At 70.8% G+C, this 19,644-nt stretch carries 20 protein-coding genes; 7 read left to right on the top strand and 13 right to left on the bottom strand.

Annotation, left to right across the window (positions count from 1 at the left end; genetic code table 11):
* Window positions 1-133: 133 nt before the first annotated feature.
* From ACYSUO_RS24495 to ACYSUO_RS24470, 6 genes are all read right to left on the bottom strand, one after another.
* On the bottom strand, window positions 134-1,480 hold the full coding sequence (locus ACYSUO_RS24495; protein WP_461778432.1) for a hypothetical protein: 1,347 nt from the start codon (window positions 1,478-1,480) through the stop codon (window positions 134-136).
* A 38-nt stretch (window positions 1,481-1,518) separates the two neighbouring features.
* A complete protein-coding gene (locus ACYSUO_RS24490) occupies window positions 1,519-2,670 on the bottom strand; it encodes a hypothetical protein (protein ID WP_461778386.1) in 1,152 nt (383 codons plus the stop codon).
* Window positions 2,667-3,422, bottom strand: a complete 756-nt coding sequence (locus tag ACYSUO_RS24485; RefSeq protein ID WP_461778385.1) for a COG1470 family protein — start codon at window positions 3,420-3,422, stop codon at window positions 2,667-2,669. The genes ACYSUO_RS24490 and ACYSUO_RS24485 overlap by 4 nt, the downstream gene beginning before the upstream one ends.
* Before the next feature lie 336 nt (window positions 3,423-3,758).
* Window positions 3,759-4,466: an LPXTG cell wall anchor domain-containing protein gene (locus ACYSUO_RS24480; protein WP_461778384.1), complete on the bottom strand. Its 708-nt coding sequence runs from the start codon at window positions 4,464-4,466 to the stop codon at window positions 3,759-3,761.
* Between the two features lie 145 nt (window positions 4,467-4,611).
* The gene (locus ACYSUO_RS24475; RefSeq protein ID WP_461778383.1) at window positions 4,612-5,103 is read right to left on the bottom strand and encodes an ATP-binding protein; all 492 of its coding nucleotides are present in this window, start codon (window positions 5,101-5,103) and stop codon (window positions 4,612-4,614) included.
* A 283-nt stretch (window positions 5,104-5,386) separates the two neighbouring features.
* On the bottom strand, window positions 5,387-5,770 hold the full coding sequence (locus tag ACYSUO_RS24470) for an STAS domain-containing protein (RefSeq protein ID WP_461778382.1): 384 nt from the start codon (window positions 5,768-5,770) through the stop codon (window positions 5,387-5,389).
* Window positions 5,771-6,013: 243 nt separating this feature from the next.
* On the opposite strand from ACYSUO_RS24470, the gene ACYSUO_RS24465 reads away from it, so the two are divergent.
* Both ACYSUO_RS24465 and ACYSUO_RS24460 read left to right on the top strand, forming a co-directional pair.
* Complete coding sequence (locus ACYSUO_RS24465) at window positions 6,014-6,922, top strand: RNA polymerase sigma factor SigF (protein WP_266710978.1); 909 nt, start codon at window positions 6,014-6,016, stop codon at window positions 6,920-6,922.
* A 200-nt stretch (window positions 6,923-7,122) separates the two neighbouring features.
* Complete coding sequence (locus ACYSUO_RS24460; protein WP_461778381.1) at window positions 7,123-8,838, top strand: ricin-type beta-trefoil lectin domain protein; 1,716 nt, start codon at window positions 7,123-7,125, stop codon at window positions 8,836-8,838.
* Between the two features lie 141 nt (window positions 8,839-8,979).
* On the opposite strand, the gene ACYSUO_RS24455 is transcribed toward ACYSUO_RS24460, so the two are convergent.
* From ACYSUO_RS24455 to hutU, 6 genes are all read right to left on the bottom strand, one after another.
* A complete protein-coding gene (locus ACYSUO_RS24455) occupies window positions 8,980-9,516 on the bottom strand; it encodes an NUDIX hydrolase (protein WP_461778380.1) in 537 nt (178 codons plus the stop codon).
* Window positions 9,513-9,671 (bottom strand): Lsr2 family DNA-binding protein, encoded by a 159-nt coding sequence (locus tag ACYSUO_RS24450; protein WP_461778379.1) that lies wholly within the window; start codon window positions 9,669-9,671, stop codon window positions 9,513-9,515. The genes ACYSUO_RS24455 and ACYSUO_RS24450 overlap by 4 nt, the downstream gene beginning before the upstream one ends.
* Window positions 9,672-9,704: 33 nt before the next feature.
* Complete coding sequence (gene hutI, locus ACYSUO_RS24445) at window positions 9,705-10,877, bottom strand: imidazolonepropionase (RefSeq protein ID WP_461778378.1); 1,173 nt, start codon at window positions 10,875-10,877, stop codon at window positions 9,705-9,707.
* A gap of 114 nt (window positions 10,878-10,991) precedes the next feature.
* The gene (locus ACYSUO_RS24440; RefSeq protein ID WP_461778377.1) at window positions 10,992-12,344 is read right to left on the bottom strand and encodes a formimidoylglutamate deiminase; all 1,353 of its coding nucleotides are present in this window, start codon (window positions 12,342-12,344) and stop codon (window positions 10,992-10,994) included.
* Window positions 12,341-13,552 (bottom strand): allantoate amidohydrolase, encoded by a 1,212-nt coding sequence (locus tag ACYSUO_RS24435; protein ID WP_461778431.1) that lies wholly within the window; start codon window positions 13,550-13,552, stop codon window positions 12,341-12,343. Before ACYSUO_RS24435 ends, ACYSUO_RS24440 begins: the two co-directional genes overlap by 4 nt.
* A gap of 89 nt (window positions 13,553-13,641) precedes the next feature.
* Entirely contained in the window at window positions 13,642-15,300 is a 1,659-nt protein-coding gene (gene hutU / locus ACYSUO_RS24430; protein ID WP_461778376.1) for a urocanate hydratase, read from the bottom strand.
* Window positions 15,301-15,444: 144 nt separating this feature from the next.
* Here hutU and ACYSUO_RS24425 point away from each other — a divergent pair, with 144 nt between their 5' ends.
* The 5 genes from ACYSUO_RS24425 to ACYSUO_RS24405 all read left to right on the top strand — a co-directional run bounded on the left by ACYSUO_RS24425 (window position 15,445) and on the right by ACYSUO_RS24405 (window position 19,112).
* The gene (locus ACYSUO_RS24425; RefSeq protein ID WP_461778375.1) at window positions 15,445-16,782 is read left to right on the top strand and encodes an APC family permease; all 1,338 of its coding nucleotides are present in this window, start codon (window positions 15,445-15,447) and stop codon (window positions 16,780-16,782) included.
* A gap of 189 nt (window positions 16,783-16,971) precedes the next feature.
* The gene (locus tag ACYSUO_RS24420) at window positions 16,972-17,385 is read left to right on the top strand and encodes a hypothetical protein (protein WP_461778374.1); all 414 of its coding nucleotides are present in this window, start codon (window positions 16,972-16,974) and stop codon (window positions 17,383-17,385) included.
* Entirely contained in the window at window positions 17,382-18,140 is a 759-nt protein-coding gene (locus ACYSUO_RS24415; RefSeq protein WP_461778373.1) for a DUF4388 domain-containing protein, read from the top strand. Before ACYSUO_RS24420 ends, ACYSUO_RS24415 begins: the two co-directional genes overlap by 4 nt.
* A 44-nt stretch (window positions 18,141-18,184) precedes the next feature.
* Complete coding sequence (locus ACYSUO_RS24410; protein WP_461778372.1) at window positions 18,185-18,694, top strand: roadblock/LC7 domain-containing protein; 510 nt, start codon at window positions 18,185-18,187, stop codon at window positions 18,692-18,694.
* Window positions 18,695-18,737: 43 nt separating this feature from the next.
* Window positions 18,738-19,112, top strand: coding sequence for a roadblock/LC7 domain-containing protein (locus ACYSUO_RS24405; protein ID WP_461778371.1), 375 nt, complete (start codon window positions 18,738-18,740; stop codon window positions 19,110-19,112).
* Window positions 19,113-19,204: 92 nt separating this feature from the next.
* On the opposite strand, the gene ACYSUO_RS24400 is transcribed toward ACYSUO_RS24405, so the two are convergent.
* On the bottom strand, window positions 19,205-19,636 hold the full coding sequence (locus ACYSUO_RS24400; protein ID WP_461778370.1) for a hypothetical protein: 432 nt from the start codon (window positions 19,634-19,636) through the stop codon (window positions 19,205-19,207).
* Between the last annotated feature and the right edge of the window lie 8 nt (window positions 19,637-19,644).

The following is a 19,644-nucleotide window of genomic DNA, read 5'->3' as shown; positions in this document are numbered from 1 at the left end:
CCTGCTGGCCGTACCCCGCGAGGGACGAGCGGATCGGGCACTTCTCCCGTCGTGCACGACAGTTCCCCGGCACGGGAACAGAGGGAGGCCGCCGCGTACGGGTGCGGCGGCCTCCGTTGCTGTTGGTTGCCTGCTACCGGCGGACCACCCGCCGTGCCCGCGGCAGGAAGGTGAAGACCGCGCCGCCCAGGAGGATCACCGTGCCGGCCGCCAGGCCGAGGGCGCGGAGGGCGCCGTCGTTGGAGGCGCCGGTTTCGGCGAGGCCGCCGGACGTAGCCGCGGAGCCGCCGGCCGCCGCGTCACCCGTGCCGCCCGCCGAACCCGAGCCGCCCGCCGCGCCGCCCGCCTGCTTCGACGTGTCGAGCTCCAGGGAGACCGGAGCGCTCTTCGGCGTGCAGGTGGTGGTCGTGCCCAGCGCCTTCACCGTGAGGACGCCCGGCGAGAGCGTGGACTTGCCGTCGGCGCCCGGCTTGTACGTGCCGGTCAGGTCGGGAATCGTCATCGGGTCGCCGGACTTGATGGGCTTCTTGTTGGTCGGGCCCTCGACCGGGACCGTGCCCTTGTCGGAGCCGCCCAGCTTGACCTCCATCGACGGCTTCACCGAATCGGCCGGGATGTCGGCGGGGCTGTCCATCACGGACTTCTTGAACTTCACCGTGAGGCCGAAGTTCCCGCCGTCCTTCTTGGCGTTGATCTGCACAGGGGACGTGGCGTTCTTGTCGCCGATGGGCGTCTTGCAGGCGTAGGGGACGCTGACCTCCTTACCGGTGAAGTCGCTCTGACCGCTGTCGCCGCCACCGCCTGTGGAGGAGCCGCCCGAGTCACCGCCGCCGGAACTCGAAGAGCCACCCGCAGAGCCGCCCGACGAGCCGCCCGTCGACGTACCCGGCAGGCCTCCGATCGCGCCGCCGGACGAGGTGCCCGGCAGCCCGCCGACGGCACCACCCGAGCCGCCCGAACCACCCGAACTCCCGGCGCCCTCAAGGACCTTGATGACCGCGCCGGGATTCACGGCCTCCTTCGGAGAGCACTTGGTGTCCGTCGACATCGGCTTGCTGACGTTGATGTTGTACTTGTCCGGGGTCAGCTTCACCTCCCCCGGCTTCTCCAGCTTCAGCTTGCCCGTCATCGTGGACAGCTTCATCGGGCTGTTCTTGGGGATCGCGGGATTCTCGCGCGGCCCCTGCATGGCGATGTCACCGGTCTGCGCGCCCGCCGCCTTGAGCGTGCCGGTGGGCTGGACGGTGTTCTCACTGAGGTCGAGCACGTCCGGGTTCTTCGACGCGCCCTGGATGAACTTCCAGGTCACATTGACCGTGTCGCCGACCTTCGCCTCGGCGGGCGCCGTGATCTGCGTGATGGTGGTGCCCTGCACCGGGTCGAGCCCGGAGATCGAGGGCGGTATGCACTCCGTCTTGTACGAGGACTCCGCGGCCTGCGCGGGAGCCGCCACGAACAGCAGGCCCGCCCCGCCGAGCATCAGGGCGACACCGGCCGCGCTCACTCTCCGTTGGGTGCTCACGTATTTCCTTTCGTCGTCGGACTGTTCTCGTGCGGTGCGGAGAGTTGACCGGCCTCGGGCCGCTCCGGACCGGTGGGACCGGTGTCCGGGGTGAACCAGGGCAGGGTCGTGGTCTGTGTCGTGCCGTTCGGTGCGGTGGCCGGGTCGGCGGGCGCCGGCTTCTGCGGCGTCGACCGCACCTTCGGAAGCCGTACGGTGCGCCCACCCGCCCCGTTGGCCGCCCGCGACCCCTTGGACCTCGACGGCCTCGACGGCCCCGAAGGGCGATCACGCGGCCGTACGCGGTCCACGACCGCCATGCCGATCCGGAAGACGGCGGCCGGCACGACGATGCAGAGCAGGATCCAGAAGAGCGTGACGCCCCAGGGGCGGCCCACGCCCCAGGGCTGTTCGGCCAGCACCTTCCCGCCGTACTTGAGCGAGACGAGATAGTCGCCGTGCGCGCCCGCCGACAGCTCGACGGGCAGCTCGACCTGTGCCTTCTGCCCCGGCTTGATCGTGCCGCGCCACTGCTGGTCCTCCCATTGCGGCGCGAACACGCCGTGGGAGGTGCCGACTTGGAAGACGGGATTCTTGACCGCGGTCGAGCCGACGTTGCCCACGGTGAACGTGAAGGACCGCGCCGGCGGGGCGCCGAACCAGGTCAGCAGGCCACTGGAGCCCTCGAGCCGGGTGTCGGCCACCATGGACAGCTGTCCGCTGCCGGACGTCTTCGGCAACGCCTTCACCGGATGCCCGGCCACCTGGAACACGGCGTCCGCCTGCGCCTTCTGCCCGGTCACCGTGGCGACATGGACGACGCACGGGCACGGATTCGGCGGCTCGGCGACCGGAAGCGACTTGCTGAACGCCCCCTCCGTGTCGGTGGTGACCGCGCGGCCCTCGGAGTTGGCGCAGGAGTTGGTGCCGCCGATGACGCCGCGCGACGGGCTGGACTGCCCGCAGATCAGCATCATCAGCAGCGTGTCGGGCCGCCAGCCCGCGCCCTTCACTGTGATCGAACCCCCGGTCCCCGCCTGGGACTTGGAGAGGCTCACGGACGGCTTGTCGGCGGCTGCGGAGGCGGCGGACGCCCACGGCGCGGTGCCCGCGAGCAGGGCCGCCACGAGGGCGAGGACGGTCAGCAGCCGCGAGCTGCGGCGGTTCATGGCGCACTCCTTACGTTCCCTTGTCGACGGAGCAGTCGGAGCAGGTGCGGCGGTACGGGCCAGGAGGGCCGCCGGCGGCGCAGGTACCAGTAGGCCGCGCACCCCGCCCCCGCCAGCACGGCGAGAATCCCGCCGACCGCCGCCCACGGCACGAACCGCGCGCTCGCCGTGGCCGAGTCCGCCGCGCCGCCGCCCGCGGTGACCGTCACCTTCACGTCGACGGCGTCGAGCGCCGGGGCGTTCTTCCACGGTTCGGTGAGGCCGACCCTGCGGCCCGGCAGCAGCTGCACCGGCAGGGCCCGGCTCCTGTCGAGGGCGGCGCCGAGCACCCCGTCGGCCTTCACCGCGAGGCGCGGCGAGAGCGTCGTGTTGCCGCGGTTCACCACGTCGTAGGCGATGGCGCCCTTGCGCACCCGTACGTTCTCGACCGTGAGCGCGGACAGCGTGGGACCGCTGACCCGCAGATGGACACTGACACCGGCGTCGCGCCCACCCGCCCGCGCCACGACGGCGCCCGGATGGTCGCCGGGGGTCGCGCCCGCGGGCACGGAGACCGTGAAGGGAACCTCGGCGCGGGTCCGCGCCGGAATCTCCACGCTCTCCTCGGCGAACCGGATCCACGCCCCGGTGTCCGTGGCCTTCTTACGGACGTCCAGCGCCCCGTCGCCCGCATTGTCGGCGTCGGCCCCCCGCAGGGAGACCTTCAACGGCTTGTCCCCCGGATTCGCGACCGCCACCTTGTCCTCCAACACGGCCCCGGGCGCCCCTTCGGCATAGATGTACGCCCGCCCGTCATCGTCGGCGGGCCTAGTCCCCCCGGCAGACGAGGGCGCGACGGTCCAGCCGGGTCCGGCCGCGAAGGCGGGCACAGTCAGGCCGCCCAGGGCAAGCACCACGGCGGAGAGCAAGGTGGTCGCGGGAATCGAGCACCATTTCAAGCCCCCGCGTCGATTGAGCAGCTTCGGGACCACAATTAAGCCCCTGCGGCGATTGAGCAGCGGGGTTCGGGGCAGAGCCCCGCGACCGCAACACCGCGGGGCCCCACCCTCGATCGACGAGCGCAACGTCATACCGCCTACGCCCGCCCCTTAACGGGACGCCGCCTGATTACGCCGCGTCAACCACAGCACCCCCGCCGCTCCGGCCAGGAACACCGTTCCACCCAGCGTCCCGAGCGCAATCGCCGAATCCTCCGGCCCGGTCTGCGGCAACTCCTCCCCACCGGACGGCGCCGACGCCGACGACCCGCTACCCGAATCCGCGGCCCCGCCGCCCCCCGCCGCCTTCACGTCCATCTCGAGCGACGGCTTCGGGCTGTTGGACGGCGTACACGTGGTGTTCGTACCGAGCGCCTTGATGGTGAGGACGCCGGCGGTGAAGTCCACCTTGCCGCTCTTCTTCGGCGTGTATGTACCCGTCAAGTCACTGATCTTGATCGGGGTGTTGGCGGGGATCGCCTTGTCGTTCGGCGGCCCGGTCGCCGTGAACTGGCCGCTGTCCGCGCCGCCCACCTTGATCACCGCGCTCGGGTGCATGGCGCCCTTGCCGAGCTCGACGGGGCTGGACGAGACGCCCTTCTGGAAGGACATCGTGATCTTGTAGCCACTGCCACTCTTGGCGCTCTTCATGTCGATCGGGGAGACGGCTCCCTTGTTCCCGATCGGCGTCTTGCACTGGTAGTTCACGTTCTGCACCGTGGCCGAGGCGGTGGGGGCGGCCATCAGCACCGCCGAGCCTGCCAGGGCCGCGCTGAGCGCGAACGCGGCGGTTCGTTTCTGGTACGTCCGGTACGTCACCTCGAAGTCCCTTCAGACCGAAGGTTACTGACGGTTCATCAGATCTGGGTGGCTCAAGGTACGCCGGGGACCCTGCCGAGGGAAGACAAAGAGCACGCCGGATCGAAGTCGATCCGGCGTGCTCTCAAATACGCACGAAAGGCGGCTACGCGGGGGCGCCGACCTCCGCCCACACGACCTTGCCCGTGACTCCCGGGGTGCGGACAACTCCCCAGTCCAGGCAGAGGCGTTGGACGATGAACATGCCGTGCCCGCCGGGTCGTCCCGCCCGGTGCGGGGTGCGTGGTGCCGGCTGGCCCGCCCCCCGGTCCGCGACCTCGATGCGCAGCACCTTGTTGGCCGGGGAGTCGCCGAAGTACAGGATGATCTCGTCGGGCCCCTCGGCGTGCAGGCACGCGTTCGTGACCAGCTCGGAGACGACGAGCAGCACGTCCTCCGCCGCGGCCCGGCGGTCCGCGGTCGCCGCCGGCAGCCAGCCCCAGGCGTGCAGCGCTTCGCGGGTGAAGTCACGGGCGAGCGGAACGATCCCGCTCGCGCCGCTGAGGCTCAGCCTGCGGACCCGCGGACCCGCGACGACCGGTACTTCACCGGACTCGGGGCCGTGGTCGCCCGGCGAGTAAGGCCGGGTGGTGCTCATCAGCACTTCACCTCACCGATTCACCAATTCAGCTTCAGGATTCAGGATTCAGGGTCCGAGTTCCCACTGCCCGGCCATGAAGTCCGGGTCGCGGATCGGGGTCGGAGGGTCATCGGGGTCGCAGGGTCGGGGTCGTGTTCGGGGGGTCTCCTGCCCGAGGGAACGACGGAAACACCCACTTGTTCAGAACGGCTCCTGTGACGCTGGTAACGCCTAGATCACACAGCGACAACTGGAGCGTAACTTCTGCCGCCGACCACACTACGCAGCCGCCCGGTTCCGGTCAGTCGCCGGAGGGGTCCGGCTGGAGGGCCTCGTCGAGCGACGCGTGCACCGTGAAGACGGCCTCCGCGCCAGTGATCTCGAACACCCGCGCAACCACTGGAAGCATGCCCGCGAGGTGCACTCCACCACCGGCCGCCTCGGCCTTGAGCCGGGCCCCGAGCAGCACGTTCAACCCCGTCGAATCGCAGAATTCGAGGCGAGAACAGTCGATCACGAGCCGGGAATGTCCATTGCTGAGGCATTCTTCCAGGGGTTCACGCAGCAGGTCGGCCGTATGGTGATCCAACTCACCGGCTGGGGTCACGACGGCACTGGTGCCCTCTTGTCGCACCTCGACCAGAAGCCGGCCCCGATGCGCACTGCCGACTGTCCCGCGGTCCATGACGTCTCTCTCTCGCTGCCTTCGACGTGCCGATTGACGCCCTCGAACACTACGCCCTCAGGCCGTGCATCGACACCCGAACAACCTCTAGAATTCGGACATTTCGACTCAGAACGCACTTGCGGCCCGGTGTGGAAAACGGGTAGGCCTAGTAAGGACAACATTCGACCACGGCCGGCTTTGGAGGCGCCGCACTTAAAAGCAGTGCACGCATTGGCATCGGCAGCCATATGCCGAGAACGCATGGAGGACATCATGTCAGCCCGGCTCGACGAATCGCGTACTGACCAAGCGACGTCGACACTCCCCCCGGAAACTGTCGACGTCGAGGCCGAAAGCCTTGAAGGCCTCGAAGGCCTTCCGGAGATCCCCCCCTACGACGAGGTGGGACCGCTCGACGCCCGAGCCCTCTCCAAGACCCTCTTCGAGCGGCTCGAGTCCCTCGAAGAAGGCACTCACGAATTTTCGTACGTCCGCAACACGCTGGTCGAGCTGAACCTGGCTCTGGTCAAGTTCGCGGCCTCCCGGTTCCGCTCCCGCAGCGAGCCGATGGAGGACATCATCCAGGTCGGCACCATCGGCCTGATCAAGGCAATCGACCGGTTCGAGCTGAGCCGTGGGGTCGAGTTCCCGACCTTCGCGATGCCAACCATCGTCGGCGAGATCAAGCGCTTCTTCCGTGACACCTCCTGGTCCGTGCGCGTACCGCGCCGCCTCCAGGAACTCCGTCTCGACCTTGCCAAGGCGGGCGACGAACTCGCCCAGCAGCTCGATCGCGCCCCCACGGTGGGCGAGCTCGCCGAACGCCTGGGCCTGTCGAAGGAAGAGGTCGTCGAGGGCATGGCGGCGTCCAACGCCTACACCGCCAGCTCGCTCGACGCCCAGCCCGAGGAGGACGACTCCGAGGGTGCGCTCGCGGACCGCATCGGCTATGAGGACCACGGGCTCGAAGGCATCGAGTACGTCGAGTCCCTGAAGCCGCTGATCGCCGACCTTCCCCCGCGCGACCGCAAGATCCTGTCGCTGCGGTTCGTCGCCAACATGACCCAGTCCGAGATCGGTGAGGAACTGGGCATCTCGCAGATGCACGTGTCGCGGCTGCTGTCGCGGACGCTGGTGCGCCTGCGCAAGGGTCTGACGCTCGAGGAGTAATCGCTCGGACCTGTAACACCGGCACCACCCGTAACACCCTGTCACGTCGAGGGGGCCGACCGGCACACCGTCGGCCCCCTCGGTGTGTTTTTGTCAACTCCCGCTTCTCCACGGCCGGTTACCCCGAGAAACACCTACCCGTAGCACCTCTCCTGCACCACTATGAGCACCCATCTGGCACCCGGTGACAGGAGGACACGGTGTTTGCGAACGGTGGCGCCCATGCCACGGCGCCCGACCACCGGCTCGTCGCCCTGCTGCGGGCCGACACCCCGACCGCGTACCCGGCGCTCGGCGAGCTGCGCGGCAGGCACCGGCACGCGCTCCTGGCGTACGCGCGGGTGTGCGCCAACGACACGGACGCCGCACGGCAGTTGGGCGCGCAGGCCTTCGCACGTGCCGCACGCGAGGTCGCGCGCGGCGTCGAACCGCGCGGCTCCTGGCGCCATCACGCGCTGCTGCTCGTCCACCGCACCGCGGCCGAGTGGGCCACCGACGAGCGCCGCGCACGCCTCTCCCCCGGTCTCCTGGCCACCCTCGTCTCGAGGGACAGGGACGCCCCCAGGGCACCCGCCGCGCTGCTCTCCGCCTTCCATACGCTGCCGCCGCGCACCCAGACGCTGCTCTGGCACTCCGTGGTGGACGGGGACTCCGACGCCGCCACCGGCATCGTCACCGGCATGTCCGCGCGGGAGGTGGCGCAGGCGCGGGTCGCGGCGCTCGACGCGCTGCGCGACGCCTGCCTCGCGGCGCGGGTGGCCCGCGCGCAGGGCACGCACTGCCGGGGCTACGGGCGCCTCATCGAGGAGGCGACCAGACCCGGCCGGCCCCGCAACACCGCCGACCTGGACGCCCACCTCGCCCGCTGCCCGAGCTGCACGGCCGCGTACCTGGAGCTGACGGCCCTGCGCGACGACCCGCGCCGCGCGCTGGCGGAGGGCCTGTTGCCGTGGGGCGGCACGGACTACCTCCTGACGGAGGCGCCACCGACGGCCCCCGCTCCAGCTCCTGCTCCTACTCCTACGGCTCCTTCTGTGGCGCCCCAGCAGACCGCTCCACGCCGCCACCGCGCGACGCCCACGACGAGGGCCGACCGACGCGGCCGCCCGGCCGGACGCGCCCGCCGGAAGGCGGCCCGGCGCCCAACGGTCGTCCGCGCGACACCGATGGGTTTCGCGCTCGCCTCGGCGGCGGTCGGCGTGCTGCTCGTACCGCTGCTGATCCTGACGCTGACGGAGGGCCGCCCCGACCTGTCGGCGGTGGGCCAGGGCATGGGCGCGACGCCCACGACACCGCCCCCGGTCCGGGTGACGGTCACGGCGACGACGACGGCCACCACGACGACAACGACGACCGCCACGGCGACGACGACGGCGCGGAGCACGGAGACGATCACGGTGCCTCCGCCCCCGAGGCCCACCACCAACCCCCCACGGGGAAAGCCGAGTTCGAAGCCGTCCTCGTCCTCGTCCGACAAACCGCAGCCGCCACGCTTCCGCCCGCCCGGCGAGGAGTACGCGGAGGTGATCGACGTCGCCTCCGGCCTGTGCCTCGACGTCTCCCGCACGCCCATGACGGACGGCGACGACGTCGTGGCCGCGAAGTGCGACCGCACGGGCAGCCAGCAGTGGCGCGTGGACCCGGCCCTCGGCGTCATCCAGTCCGCCGCCAACCCCGACTTCTGCCTGGACAACCGCGGCGACACCGACCGCGCGATCGGCCTCGGCCACTGCGCGGCCGCCGACGACGACCACGGAGCCGACCTCACCTTCTCCGTGCACGGCGACGGCTCGATCCGCCCCGCCTCCGACTGGAAAACCGCCGTGACACCCCTCGACGACGGCTCGTTCCGCCTCGGCCAACGCAAGTTCCACGGCGGGGACGAGCAGCGGTGGCGGGCGGGGGAGAGCCTGTAGCCGGGAAACCGGTGCGGGTGCGGGTGGAGATCATCCGCGACGGGCGTCCGGTCGCGGTCCTGGGCCCGCCCGCTCGGCCGGAGGCTCCGGTCCGGCTCTCCGAGGTGCTTCGTCAGGTGCGCGGGGAAGAGGAGCGGTGAGCTACCCCGGCGGCAGGAGTGCGTGACGGGCCTGGCGACCGGCGGACCGTTGCGCGGCGAGGTAGCGGTCGAAGGCCTCGCGGGCGTCCGGGACGAACTTCTCGTGCCCGACGAGATCGACGAGTTCGGCGTCCGTCAGCCAGGCGTGCCAGGCGATCTCCGCGGGGTCAGGGATGAAAGGGCCGGTCACGACGGCTTCGTGCAGGGCGAGCCAGTACGGGCTGATCACTCCCTCGCAGCGGAACTTGAGGACGAACTTGGGGGCGGCCCTGGCGCCCAGCTCCTCCATCAACTCCCGCGCCGCGGCCTGTTCGTAGGACTCGGACACCTCTACGGCACCGCCGAGCATCCAGTTGTACTGGCCCGGGAAGCGTGAATCGTCGTCGGGGCGGCGGTGGACGAGGGTGCGGCCCTCGGGGTCGCGGCAGACGATCGTGGCGATGCGGTGCAGCCAGTGGTGGCGGATCGCGTCAGCCCTGCTCACGACCGTCACGACCTCGTCGTTGTCGTCGACCCGTTCGACGCGTTCGGTGCTCACTGCGACTCGTCGTAGGCCTCGCGGACGTTCCGGGGGACGCGGCCTCGGTCGTGGAGGACGATGCCGTTTTCACGGGCCCAGCGGTGCAGGGCGTCCTCCGCCGGAGGCCCGGCCGGTTCTTCCACGCCGTCACCGGCTTCGATTTCGGGATCCATCGCTTTCCCCCGTTCGCGGTTGGTCGGGAAACCCTAGACGCGATTCCCCGCCCGCCACACCTCCGAGACCAGTGGGACGCCCGGGCGGTAGGCGAAGTGGACGTGGCTCGGGGCGTTCAGGAAGGTCAGGTCGGCTCGTGCACCCGGGGAGAGGTGGCCGATGTCCGTGCGGCGGAGGGCCTTGGCGCCGCCTGCCGTGGCCGACCAGAGGGCCTCGTCGGGGGTCATGCCCATGTCGCGTACGGCGAGGGCGATGCAGAAGGGGACCGAGGACGTGTAGGACGAGCCCGGGTTGCAGTCCGTGGAGAGCGCGACCGTCGCGCCCGCGTCCAGGAGGCGGCGGGCGTTCGGCCACTCGGCGCGGGTGGAGAATTCGGCGCCGGGGAGGAGGGTGGCCACCGTGTTGCCCTGTGCGAGGGCGTCCACGTCCGCGTCCGTGAGGTGCGTGCAGTGGTCGGCCGATGCCGCGTCCAGTTCGACCGCCAGTTGGACACCGGGGCCGTACGACAGTTGGTTCGCGTGGATGCGGGGGAGCAGGCCCTTGGCCTTGCCTGCCGTGAGGATCGCGCGGGCCTGGTCGCCGTCGAAGGCGCCCTTTTCGCAGAAGACGTCGATCCAGCGGGCGTGGGGGGCGCAGGCGGTGAGCATTTCGCCCGTCACCAATTCCACGTATGCCGCGGGGTCGTCCGCGTAGTCCGGGGAGACGATGTGGGCGCCCAGGTACGTGACTTCGTCCGTGTGGGCTGCTGCGATGCGGAGGGCGCGTTCCTCGTCCGCTGTCGTCAGGCCGTAGCCGGACTTGGTTTCGAAGGTTGTTGTGCCCTGGCGGAGGGCCTCGGCGAGGTGGTGCTTGAGGTTCGCCTCCAGGGCTTCGTCCGTTGCGGCGCGCGTTGCCGCGACTGTCGTGCGGATGCCGCCGGCGGAGTAGCTCTGGCCCGACATGCGGGCGTTGAATTCGGCGGTGCGGTCGCCGGCGAAGACGAGGTGGGAGTGGGAGTCGACGAAGCCGGGGATGACGGCGCGGCCGGCGGCGTCGTGGGTCTCGTCCGTCGCCGGGGTCTTGGCCGTGGGGCCCGCCCAGGCGATCTTGTCGTTCTCGATGACGAGGGCGGCGTTGTGGATTTGGCCGAGGGGGCCTTCGCCCAGGTCGGGGTTGTTCGTGACCAGGGTGCCGATGTTGGTGATGGCCGTGGTGGGGTTCGTCATGGTTCCTCTCCGTGGGTGGGTGGGGTTTTCTTCCCCACCCCGCCCCTTCCCGAAAGTCCTGCCGGACGGGCCGCCTCAAACGCCGGCGGGGCTTAAAAAGCGGGGGCCGGGGCGTTAGTTGTGCAGTGCGGCGATGGCCGATGTCAGGGCTTCTGCCACGTTGCCAAGCCGGGCGTGTTCGCCGTCGCGGACCACCACGCGGCCACCCGTCACCACGTCGGAGACGTCCGCCGCGCTCGCCGCGAACACCGCCGTTTCCGCGCCGAAGCGGGGCTCGGGGCCCGCCGTGCGGACGGAGTCGAGGCGGATCGTGACCAGGTCGGCCACCGCGCCGGGCTCGATGACTCCCGCGTCCGACCAGCCGAGGGCCGCGTGGCCGTCCGCGGAGGCCGCGCGGAGCAGGGCCGCCGCCGTCCAGTGGCCGCGCGTACGGGAACGCAGGCGCTCGTTCAGCTCCATCGCGCGCGCCTCCTCGAAGAGGTCGATCACCGCGTGGCTGTCGGAGCCCAACGACAAGGGCGAGCCCGCGCGCTCCAGTTCCACCGCCGGGCCGATGCCGTCCGCCAGGTCGCGTTCCGTCGTCGGGCACATGCACGTGCCCGTGGACGAGCCGCCGAGCAGGGCGATGTCCGTGTCCGTGAGGTGGGTGTTGTGGACGCCGACGGTCCGTGCGCCCAATACCCCGTGATCCGACAGGAGTTGGGTTGGTGTGCAGCCGTGGGCTGCCTGGCATGCGTCGTTCTCCGCTGTCTGTTCGGAGAGGTGGACGTGGAGCGGGGCGCTGCGGGCCGCGGCCCAGTTCGCGACCGTTGACAGTTGGGGCGCCGGGACCGCCCGTACCGAGTGGATCGCCGCGCCGATCCGGGCGTGCGGGCGGTCCTTCAGCAGGGACGCTCGTTCCGCCCACGCCTCCGCCGTGCCGTCGCTGAAGCGCTGCTGGTGGTGGTCCGGGGCCTTGCCGAAGCCGGAGGAGACGTACGCCGTGTCGAGGAGGGTGATGCGGATGCCCGCCTCGTCCGCCGCCGCGATCAGCGCCTCGCCCATCGCGTTGGGGTCGGCGTACGGGGTGCCGCCGGGGGCGTGGTGGAGGTAGTGGAATTCACCGACCGCCGTGATGCCCGCGAGCGCCATCTCTGCGTACACCGCCCGCGCGAGTGCGTGGTACGTGTCCGGCGTCAGGCGGTCCGCCACCGAGTACATGACCTCACGCCACGTCCAGAACGTCCCGGACCCGACCTGGACCGTCGAGCGGAGCGCCCGGTGGAAGGCGTGGCTGTGGGCGTTCGCGAGGCCGGGGAGGGTCAGGCCGCGCAGGGCCGTCGCGCCGGGCGGGGGCGCGCCGACCCCCGTGCGGACCGCCGTGAAGCGGCCCACCCCTTCTTGATCGGACACGTCCACCGCCACGCCCGGCTCGACATGCGTGCCGAGCCAGGCGTGCTCCAACCAGTACATCGTCGTCTGCGTCACGTGCAGGCCAGTCCTTCCAGTACGTCGGCCAGTGCGCGTACCCCTTCCAGGCAGTCGTCCTCGGCCGCGGATTCGGCCGGGGAGTGCGAGACGCCCGTCGGGTTGCGCACGAACAGCATGGCGGTGGGGATCGACTGGGCGAGGATTCCCGCGTCGTGTCCCGCTCCCGTTCCGAGGACGGGGACCTTCAGATCCGCTGCCGAGTCCTTCGTGCCCAGGATGCGGGCCAGCTCGTCGCGGAGCGCGTCGTCGAACTCGACGATCGGCGTGAACGACTCGCGGGTCAGCGATACGTCGATGCCGTGCGCCTCCGCGTACTCGCGGGCCGCCTTCTCGACCCCGGTGACCGTCGCGTCCAGGGACTCCTGGTCGGCGGCGCGGGAGTCGAGCCAGCCGCGGACGAGGGAGGGGATGGCGTTGACGCCGTTCGGCTCGACCGAGATCTTGCCGAACGTGGCTACCGCGCCCGCCAGTTGGGCCTCGCGGCGGGCCGCCAGGACCGTCTCCGCGTAGGTCAGCATCGGGTCGCGGCGGTCGACCAGGCGGGTCGTGCCCGCGTGGTTGGCCTCGCCGCGGAAGTCGAAGCGCCAGCGGCCGTGGGGCCAGATGGAGCTTGCGATGCCGATGGCGTCTCCGGAGAGGTCCAGGGCGCGGCCCTGTTCCACGTGGAGTTCGATGAACGCGCCGATACGGTCCAGGCGTTCGCGGTCGGCGCCGATCGCGTCCGGGTCGTAACCGGCCCGCTCCATCGCCTGCGGGAGGGTGATGCCGTCGGCGTCCATGAGCTTGTGGGCCGCCTCGGGGGTGAGGACGCCTGCGGTGAGGCGGGAGCCGACGCAGGCGAGGCCGAAGCGGGCGCCTTCCTCGTCGCCGAAGTTGGTGATGGCGAGGGGCTTGGTGAACTCCGCTCCCCTGCGGCGGAGTTCGTCCAGGGCGGCGAAGGAGGAGACGACGCCGAGGGGGCCGTCGAAGGCGCCGCCGTCGGGGACGGAGTCCAGGTGGGAGCCGGTGACGACGGCGTCGCCGGCCTCGGGGTCGCCGAGCCAGGCCCACTGGTTGCCGTTGCGGTCCAGTTCGTAGGTCAGGCCGCGGGATTCGGCCTGGGACTTGAACCATGCGCGGCAGTCGGTGTCGGCGGCCGTCCAGGCGAATCGGCGGTAGCCGCCGGAGTCGGCGTTGCGACCGATGGGGCGCAGATCGCGCCACATCTCCAGGAAGGACGGAGAATTCCCCACCCCGCCCCTTCCCGAAAGTCCTGCCGGACGGGCCGCCTCAAACGCCGGCGGGGCTTGATTGGTCACTCGCCCTCCCGCATCGGCACCCGTACGCCGCGCTCCGCCGCCACGTCCGCCGCGTGCTCGTAGCCCGCGTCGACGTGCCGGATCACGCCCATCGCCGGGTCGTTCGTCAGGACGCGTTCGATCTTCGCGGCAGCGAGGTCCGTGCCGTCGGCGACGCAGACCTGGCCCGCGTGGATGGAGCGGCCCATGCCGACGCCGCCGCCGTGGTGGAGGGAGACCCAGGTGGCGCCGGAGGAGGTGTTGACCAGGGCGTTCAGGAGCGGCCAGTCGGCGATCGCGTCGGAGCCGTCCTTCATGGCCTCCGTCTCGCGGTACGGAGAGGCGACCGAGCCCGAGTCGAGGTGGTCGCGGCCGATGGCGACGGGGGCCGAGAGTTCGCCGGACGCGACCATCTCGTTGAACTTGAGGCCCGCCAGGTGGCGTTCGCCGTAACCGAGCCAGCAGATGCGCGCCGGGAGGCCCTCGAAGGCGATGCGCTCGCCGGCCATGTCGAGCCAGCGGTGCAGGTGCTTGTTCTCGGGGAACAGCTCCTTGATCGCCTTGTCGGTGGCCTCGATGTCCTTCGGGTCGCCGGACAGCGCCGCCCAGCGGAACGGGCCGAGGCCCTCCTCGAAGAGGGGACGGATGTGCGCGGGCACGAAGCCCGGGAAGTCGAAGGCGCGGTCGTAGCCGGCCTTGCGGGCCTCGTCGCGGATCGAGTTGCCGTAGTCGAAGACCTCGGCGCCCGCGTCCAGGAAGCCGACCATGGCCTCGACGTGCAGCCGCATCGACTGGCGGGCCTTCTCCGTGAAGCCGGCCGGGTCCGCCTCGCGCTCCTTGTCCCAGTCCTCGACGGAGATGCCGACGGGCAGGTAGGCGAGCGGGTCGTGGGCGGAGGTCTGGTCCGTCACGATGTCGATCGGAGCGCCGCGGCGCAGGAGTTCGGGGAAGACCTCGGCCGCGTTGCCGACGACGCCGATGGACACGCCGCGGCGCTCGTCGCGGGCCTGCACGGCCAGTTCGAGGGCGTGGTCGAGATTGTCGGCCTTGACGTCGAGGTAGCGGGTGCCGATGCGGCGGTCGATGCGGGTCTCGTCGACGTCGACGCAGATCGCGACGCCCTCGTTCATGGTGATGGCCAACGGCTGGGCGCCGCCCATGCCGCCGACACCGGCGGTGAGCGTGATGGTCCCGGCGAGCGTGCCGTTGAACTTCTTGCGGGCGACCGCGCCGAACGTCTCGTACGTGCCCTGGACGATGCCCTGCGAGCCGATGTAGATCCACGAGCCGGCCGTCATCTGGCCGTACATCATGAGGCCCTCGGCCTCCAGCTTGCGGAAGTGCTCCCAGTTGGCCCAGTCGCCGACCAGGTTGGAGTTGGCGAGGAGCACGCGCGGCGCCCACTCGCTGGTGCGCAGCACGCCGACCGGCTTGCCGGACTGGACGAGGAGGGTCTCGTCCGACTTCAGCGTCTTCAGCGTGCGCACGATCGCGTCGTACGCCTCCCAGGACCGGGCCGCCTTTCCGGTGCCGCCGTAGACGACGAGCTTGTCGGGGTGCTCGGCAACCTCGCCGTCGAGGTTGTTCATGAGCATCCGCAGGGCGCCCTCCTGCTGCCACCCCAGGGTGTTGAGCTCGGTGCCGCGCGGGGCTCGTACGGGGCGGGGTCCTGACATCGGCGGCCTCCTGGAGTGCGTGTCGATCGGCTGTTCAGCCTTCTATTCACATCCTGGCGACATGAATAGGTCTAGTCAAGAGGTGCCCGGGGGAATCCCTACCTCCTACGCGGACAACCACCTACGCACCTCGCGGGAGGTCCAGTGACATCTGCGACAGCCGACACCCCACTGCACCGGGCGATCGGGCCGAAACTGCTGATCCTGTTCGTGGTCGGGGACATCCTCGGCACCGGGATCTACGCGACCACGGGCAAGGTCGCGGGGAAGGTCGGCGGTGCGCTGTGGCTGCCGTTCGTCATCGGGTTCGTCGTGGCGCTGCTCACCGCCGCCTCGTACGCCGAACTCGTCGGCAAGTACCCGAAGGCGGCGGGCGCGGCGCTCTACGCGCAGAAGGCGTTCAAGGTCCCGTTCCTGACCTTCATCATCGCGTTCATGGTGATGTGCTCGGGGCTCTCGTCCGCGAGCGCCGCCGCCCGCGCGTTCAGCGGCGACTACCTCGGCGAGCTGACGAGCAACGCGCTGCCGCCCACCCTGGTCGCCATCCTGTTCGTGCTCGCGCTCGCCGCGCTGAACCTGCGGGGCGTCAGTGAGTCGGTGAAGGCGAACGTCGTACTGACCCTGGTCGAGGTGACCGGGCTCGCCATCATCCTCGCCATCGGCGCGTACGCCGTCCTGACCGGGGAGGGGGAGCCGTCCCGGCTGACCGACATCGACACGGGCGGCACCGGATTCGCCCTGATGACAGGGGTGTTGGGGGCGACCGCGCTGGGCTTCTTCGCGTTCGTCGGGTTCGAGGACTCGGTGAACATGGCCGAGGAGACCAAGAACCCGGCCCGCACCTTCCCGCGCGCGCTCTTCATCGGCGTCACCGTGACCGGCACCATCTATGTGCTCGTCGCACTCGTGTCCTCGCTGCTCGTCGACCACAAGGTGCTGGAGGCGTCGAGCGGGCCGCTGCTCGAAGTGGTGAAGGCCGGCGGCGTCGACTTCCCGCACAAGCTCTTCGCGCTGATCGCCCTGTTCGCCGTCACCAACTCGGCGCTCATCAACATCATGATGGCCTCGCGGCTCTGCTACGGGATGGCCAACGAGCGCATCCTGCCGAGCGCGATGGGCCGGGTGCTGCCCAAGCGACGCACGCCCGTCGTGGGCATCGTCTTCGTGTCGCTGCTCGCGGTCGGGCTCGTGTCGACCGGGGAGATCGAGGGGCTCGGCGACACCACGTCGTTCCTGCTGCTGTGCGTGTTCGCCGTGGTCAACGTCGCCGTGCTCGTGCTGCGCAGGGACCCGGTCGACCACCGGCACTTCCGTACGCCGACGGTCCTTCCGGTGCTCGGCGCGGTCACCTCGCTGATCCTCGCCAGTCCGCTCGCCGACCGCGCCGCCGAGGTCTACATCCGGGCGGGCATCCTCGTCGCCATCGGGATCGGACTGTGGGCCGTCAACAAGGCGGTGATGAAGGCGCACGGGGACGAGTAGGGCCCCGGAGCGCGCCCGAGCGGCCCGAATCCGCCAACCCCCGCGGCCGGTTGGCGGATTCTAGCCGTCCCACGCATGTTCCACCGGGAAATGCCAGAAGCCTCACCTGCTCTCCGTACCGTGCGTAGCTTCGTCGTCACACGTGTACGAGTGGTGCACAAAGTGGCGATCGGGTGGGGAGGTTCAGGGGTGCCCGGAATCGACGAATGTCTCCTGGAGGTCATGCGGCTTCCAGGAGCACGTGGCGCCTCCGTCGTCGACTGGACCAGCGGTCTCGCCCTCGGCACGGTCGGCGACGCACGCAACGGGGACCACGAGGCGGACGCCGCCGAGTCCGCCGAACTGGCCAGGATCGCCGCCGAGCACCGCGCCTTCGCCCCCGCCGACGGCAGCGACTGGACGCAGGGATCCGCCAGTGACAAGGCGCCCCCCGTCGAGGACGTCATCGTCACCAATCGAGACAGCTATCACGTACTGCGCTTCGTGCGCACCACCTTCGACAGCAGCGTCTTCATCCACCTGTGGCTGGACCGGGGCGAGGGCAACCTCGCGCTCGCCCGGCTGCGGCTCACCGACATATCCGACCGGATGGTCCTGGGATGAGCATCGACGCCCGCACGGGTGTCTCGCCGATGCTCAGCCGGCTCGCCGACGAGCAGGCCACCGGCGCCCTGATCCGCGAGCACGGCACCCTCTATCTCGAGGACGGCCGGGTCGTGCACGCCGAATCGCCCTCGACCCCCGGCATGGACGTGCTGCTCACCAGGGGCGGCGCGGTGCAGGCCGAGGGCTGGTCGGAGGCCGTGGACCGGGCGGGCGCGCGGCAGCGGGTCGGCCGCTACCTCGTCGAGCAGGGCCGGCTCTCCGACGGGGCGCTCGAACTGTGCCATCTGGGCGCCCTGTTCGACGCCGCGTACTTCACGCTCGCCCCGAGCAGCGGGCCGACCCGGTTCCGGTACGGCGTCTCGCACTGGTTCGGGTCGGTGCGCCCGGTGCCGGTGGCGGCGGTCCAGCGCGAGACGCTGCGCCGCCGCGACCTGCTCCAGCGGATCTGGCCCGAGCCGGACACGGACTCGGCGCCGCTCAACCGGATCATCCGGCACGGCGAGGCGTCCGTACCACCGCGCAGACGTCACGTCCTCGACCTCGTCGACGGCGCGCGCACGGCCTCCCAGATCGCGCTCACCCTGGGCAGGCCCGCCTTCCACACCCTTGTCGACCTGCGGCGCCTCGCCGCGTGCGGACTGGTGACCCCGGTCCCCGCGCCGGCTCCGCCCTCGTTGCCCGAGCAGGCCGTCGTCGAGGACCCCGACGTGGCCCTGTTGCGGCGGCTGCGCGCCGGTCTGGAGGCCCTGTGAAACGCCTGCTGCGTTCCTCCCGAACCCCAGAAAGGAGACTGCCGATGGCCGACCAGGGCGCGCTCCTCGCCGAACTTCAGCGGTTGAGAGTCCGCGTACCCCAGGTCACCGGGGCCCTCGTCGCCAGCGTCGACGGCCTGGTGCTCGCCCATGACGCCCCGGGCGTCGAACCGGAAGGTGTCGCCGCGCTCACCGCCACCGCGCTGGGTGTCACCCAGCGCCTGGCCGACGCCACCGAGCAGGGCGCCTTCCGCGAACTCCTGGTGCGCGGCGCCGACGGCTACGTCGCGACGTACGCGGCCGGGGACACCGCCGTCCTCACGCTCCTCGCGGAGGACCGGATCAACGTCGGCCGGCTGCATCTCGAGGGACGCCGCTCCAGCATCCGCATCGGGGAGCTCACCGCTCCCCCGGAGGAGGAAACGCCGCCCGAGCCGACCCCCCGCGTCCGCGGCCGGGCCCGTGCCCGCACGGCAGCCACCACCACCACGACGACCGAGACCGGACTCCCTGTCCGGCCGCCCACCAACGTGCCGACCCAGCCCATGAGTTGACCACCGGCACGCCCGCAAAGAACGCACGAAAGGACCCAGCATCATGGCCAACACCGAGACCGCCCTCAAGGACGCCCTCGCCTCCATCGAAGGCGCCACCGCCGCGGCCCTCGTCGACTACACCAGCGGCATGGCCCTCGGCACCATCGGCGGCACCAAGAGCTTCGACCTCGAGGTCGCCGCGGCCGGCAACACCGACGTCGTCCGCTCAAAACTGCGCACCATGGAGCAGCTGGGAATCAAGGAGGGCATCGAGGACATCCTCATCACCCTCGGGTCCCAGTACCACCTGATCCGCCTGATCACGGGGCGCGGTGGCAACGGTCTGTTCCTGTACCTGGTGCTCGACAAGTCCCGCGCGAACCTCGCGATGGCCCGCCACCAGCTCAAGAAGATCGAGGGTGAGCTGGAGGTCTGAGCGAAGCACGTGAGGGGCGCCGCGCCGGATCCACCGGCGCGGCGCCCTCACGTCACCTCACGTCCGCGCGGGCCTCTACGGGCCCACCCCGGCTACCCCTCCCAGTCGGACTCCTCGCGGTCCCGGCGCTCGCGGCGCCGGACGGGCCCCCACCGCACCGCGTGCAGCCCGTTCACCCCGACGATCCCGGCCCAGGCCACGAAGAGCCCGGGCAGTCCGGCGTTGACCACGGCGATCGCGGACAGTGGGATGGCGAGGACGAGCGAGACCACGGCGAAGCCGAAGCGCTCGCCCCAGTTCTCCGCGCCGGAGTCGCGGGCCCCGCGGGCCACGGTGATCCGGTGCTCGGCCAGCTGTCGCCGCACCCTGCGGTCGACGACGGAGTCGAGCCGCTGCTCGACTTTTTCCAGGAAGGAGTCGACGAGCGCCGGCTCGTAGTCGTCGCCGAGTTCCCTGCGTGCGTGCAGGGTGGCGTCGAGTTCCTTCTTGAGTTCGGCGTCGCTAGCGCGTTCGCGGGCTTCCATACCGCTCG

The sequence above is a fragment of the Streptomyces sp. UC4497 genome, from assembly GCF_054871485.1.
This window is presented reverse-complemented; position numbering and strand designations above follow the sequence as displayed.

What these genes read in the sequence shown, in the direction of transcription:
- ACYSUO_RS24495 (WP_461778432.1), bottom strand. Translation starts at nt 1,480, where the DNA reads ATGCTCGGCGGGGCGGGCCTGCTGTTCGTGGCGGCTCCCGCGCAGGCC.
- ACYSUO_RS24490 (WP_461778386.1), bottom strand. Translation starts at nt 2,670, where the DNA reads ATGAACCGCCGCAGCTCGCGGCTGCTGACCGTCCTCGCCCTCGTGGCG.
- ACYSUO_RS24475 (WP_461778383.1), bottom strand. Translation starts at nt 5,103, where the DNA reads ATGAGCACCACCCGGCCTTACTCGCCGGGCGACCACGGCCCCGAGTCC.
- ACYSUO_RS24470 (WP_461778382.1), bottom strand. Translation starts at nt 5,770, where the DNA reads ATGGACCGCGGGACAGTCGGCAGTGCGCATCGGGGCCGGCTTCTGGTC.
- ACYSUO_RS24465 (WP_266710978.1), top strand. Translation starts at nt 6,014, where the DNA reads ATGGAGGACATCATGTCAGCCCGGCTCGACGAATCGCGTACTGACCAA.
- ACYSUO_RS24450 (WP_461778379.1), bottom strand. Translation starts at nt 9,671, where the DNA reads ATGGATCCCGAAATCGAAGCCGGTGACGGCGTGGAAGAACCGGCCGGG.
- hutI (WP_461778378.1), bottom strand. Translation starts at nt 10,877, where the DNA reads ATGACGAACCCCACCACGGCCATCACCAACATCGGCACCCTGGTCACG.
- ACYSUO_RS24435 (WP_461778431.1), bottom strand. Translation starts at nt 13,552, where the DNA reads ATGTGGCGCGATCTGCGCCCCATCGGTCGCAACGCCGACTCCGGCGGC.
- hutU (WP_461778376.1), bottom strand. Translation starts at nt 15,300, where the DNA reads ATGTCAGGACCCCGCCCCGTACGAGCCCCGCGCGGCACCGAGCTCAAC.
- ACYSUO_RS24415 (WP_461778373.1), top strand. Translation starts at nt 17,382, where the DNA reads ATGAGCATCGACGCCCGCACGGGTGTCTCGCCGATGCTCAGCCGGCTC.
- ACYSUO_RS24410 (WP_461778372.1), top strand. Translation starts at nt 18,185, where the DNA reads ATGGCCGACCAGGGCGCGCTCCTCGCCGAACTTCAGCGGTTGAGAGTC.
- ACYSUO_RS24405 (WP_461778371.1), top strand. Translation starts at nt 18,738, where the DNA reads ATGGCCAACACCGAGACCGCCCTCAAGGACGCCCTCGCCTCCATCGAA.
- ACYSUO_RS24400 (WP_461778370.1), bottom strand. Translation starts at nt 19,636, where the DNA reads ATGGAAGCCCGCGAACGCGCTAGCGACGCCGAACTCAAGAAGGAACTC.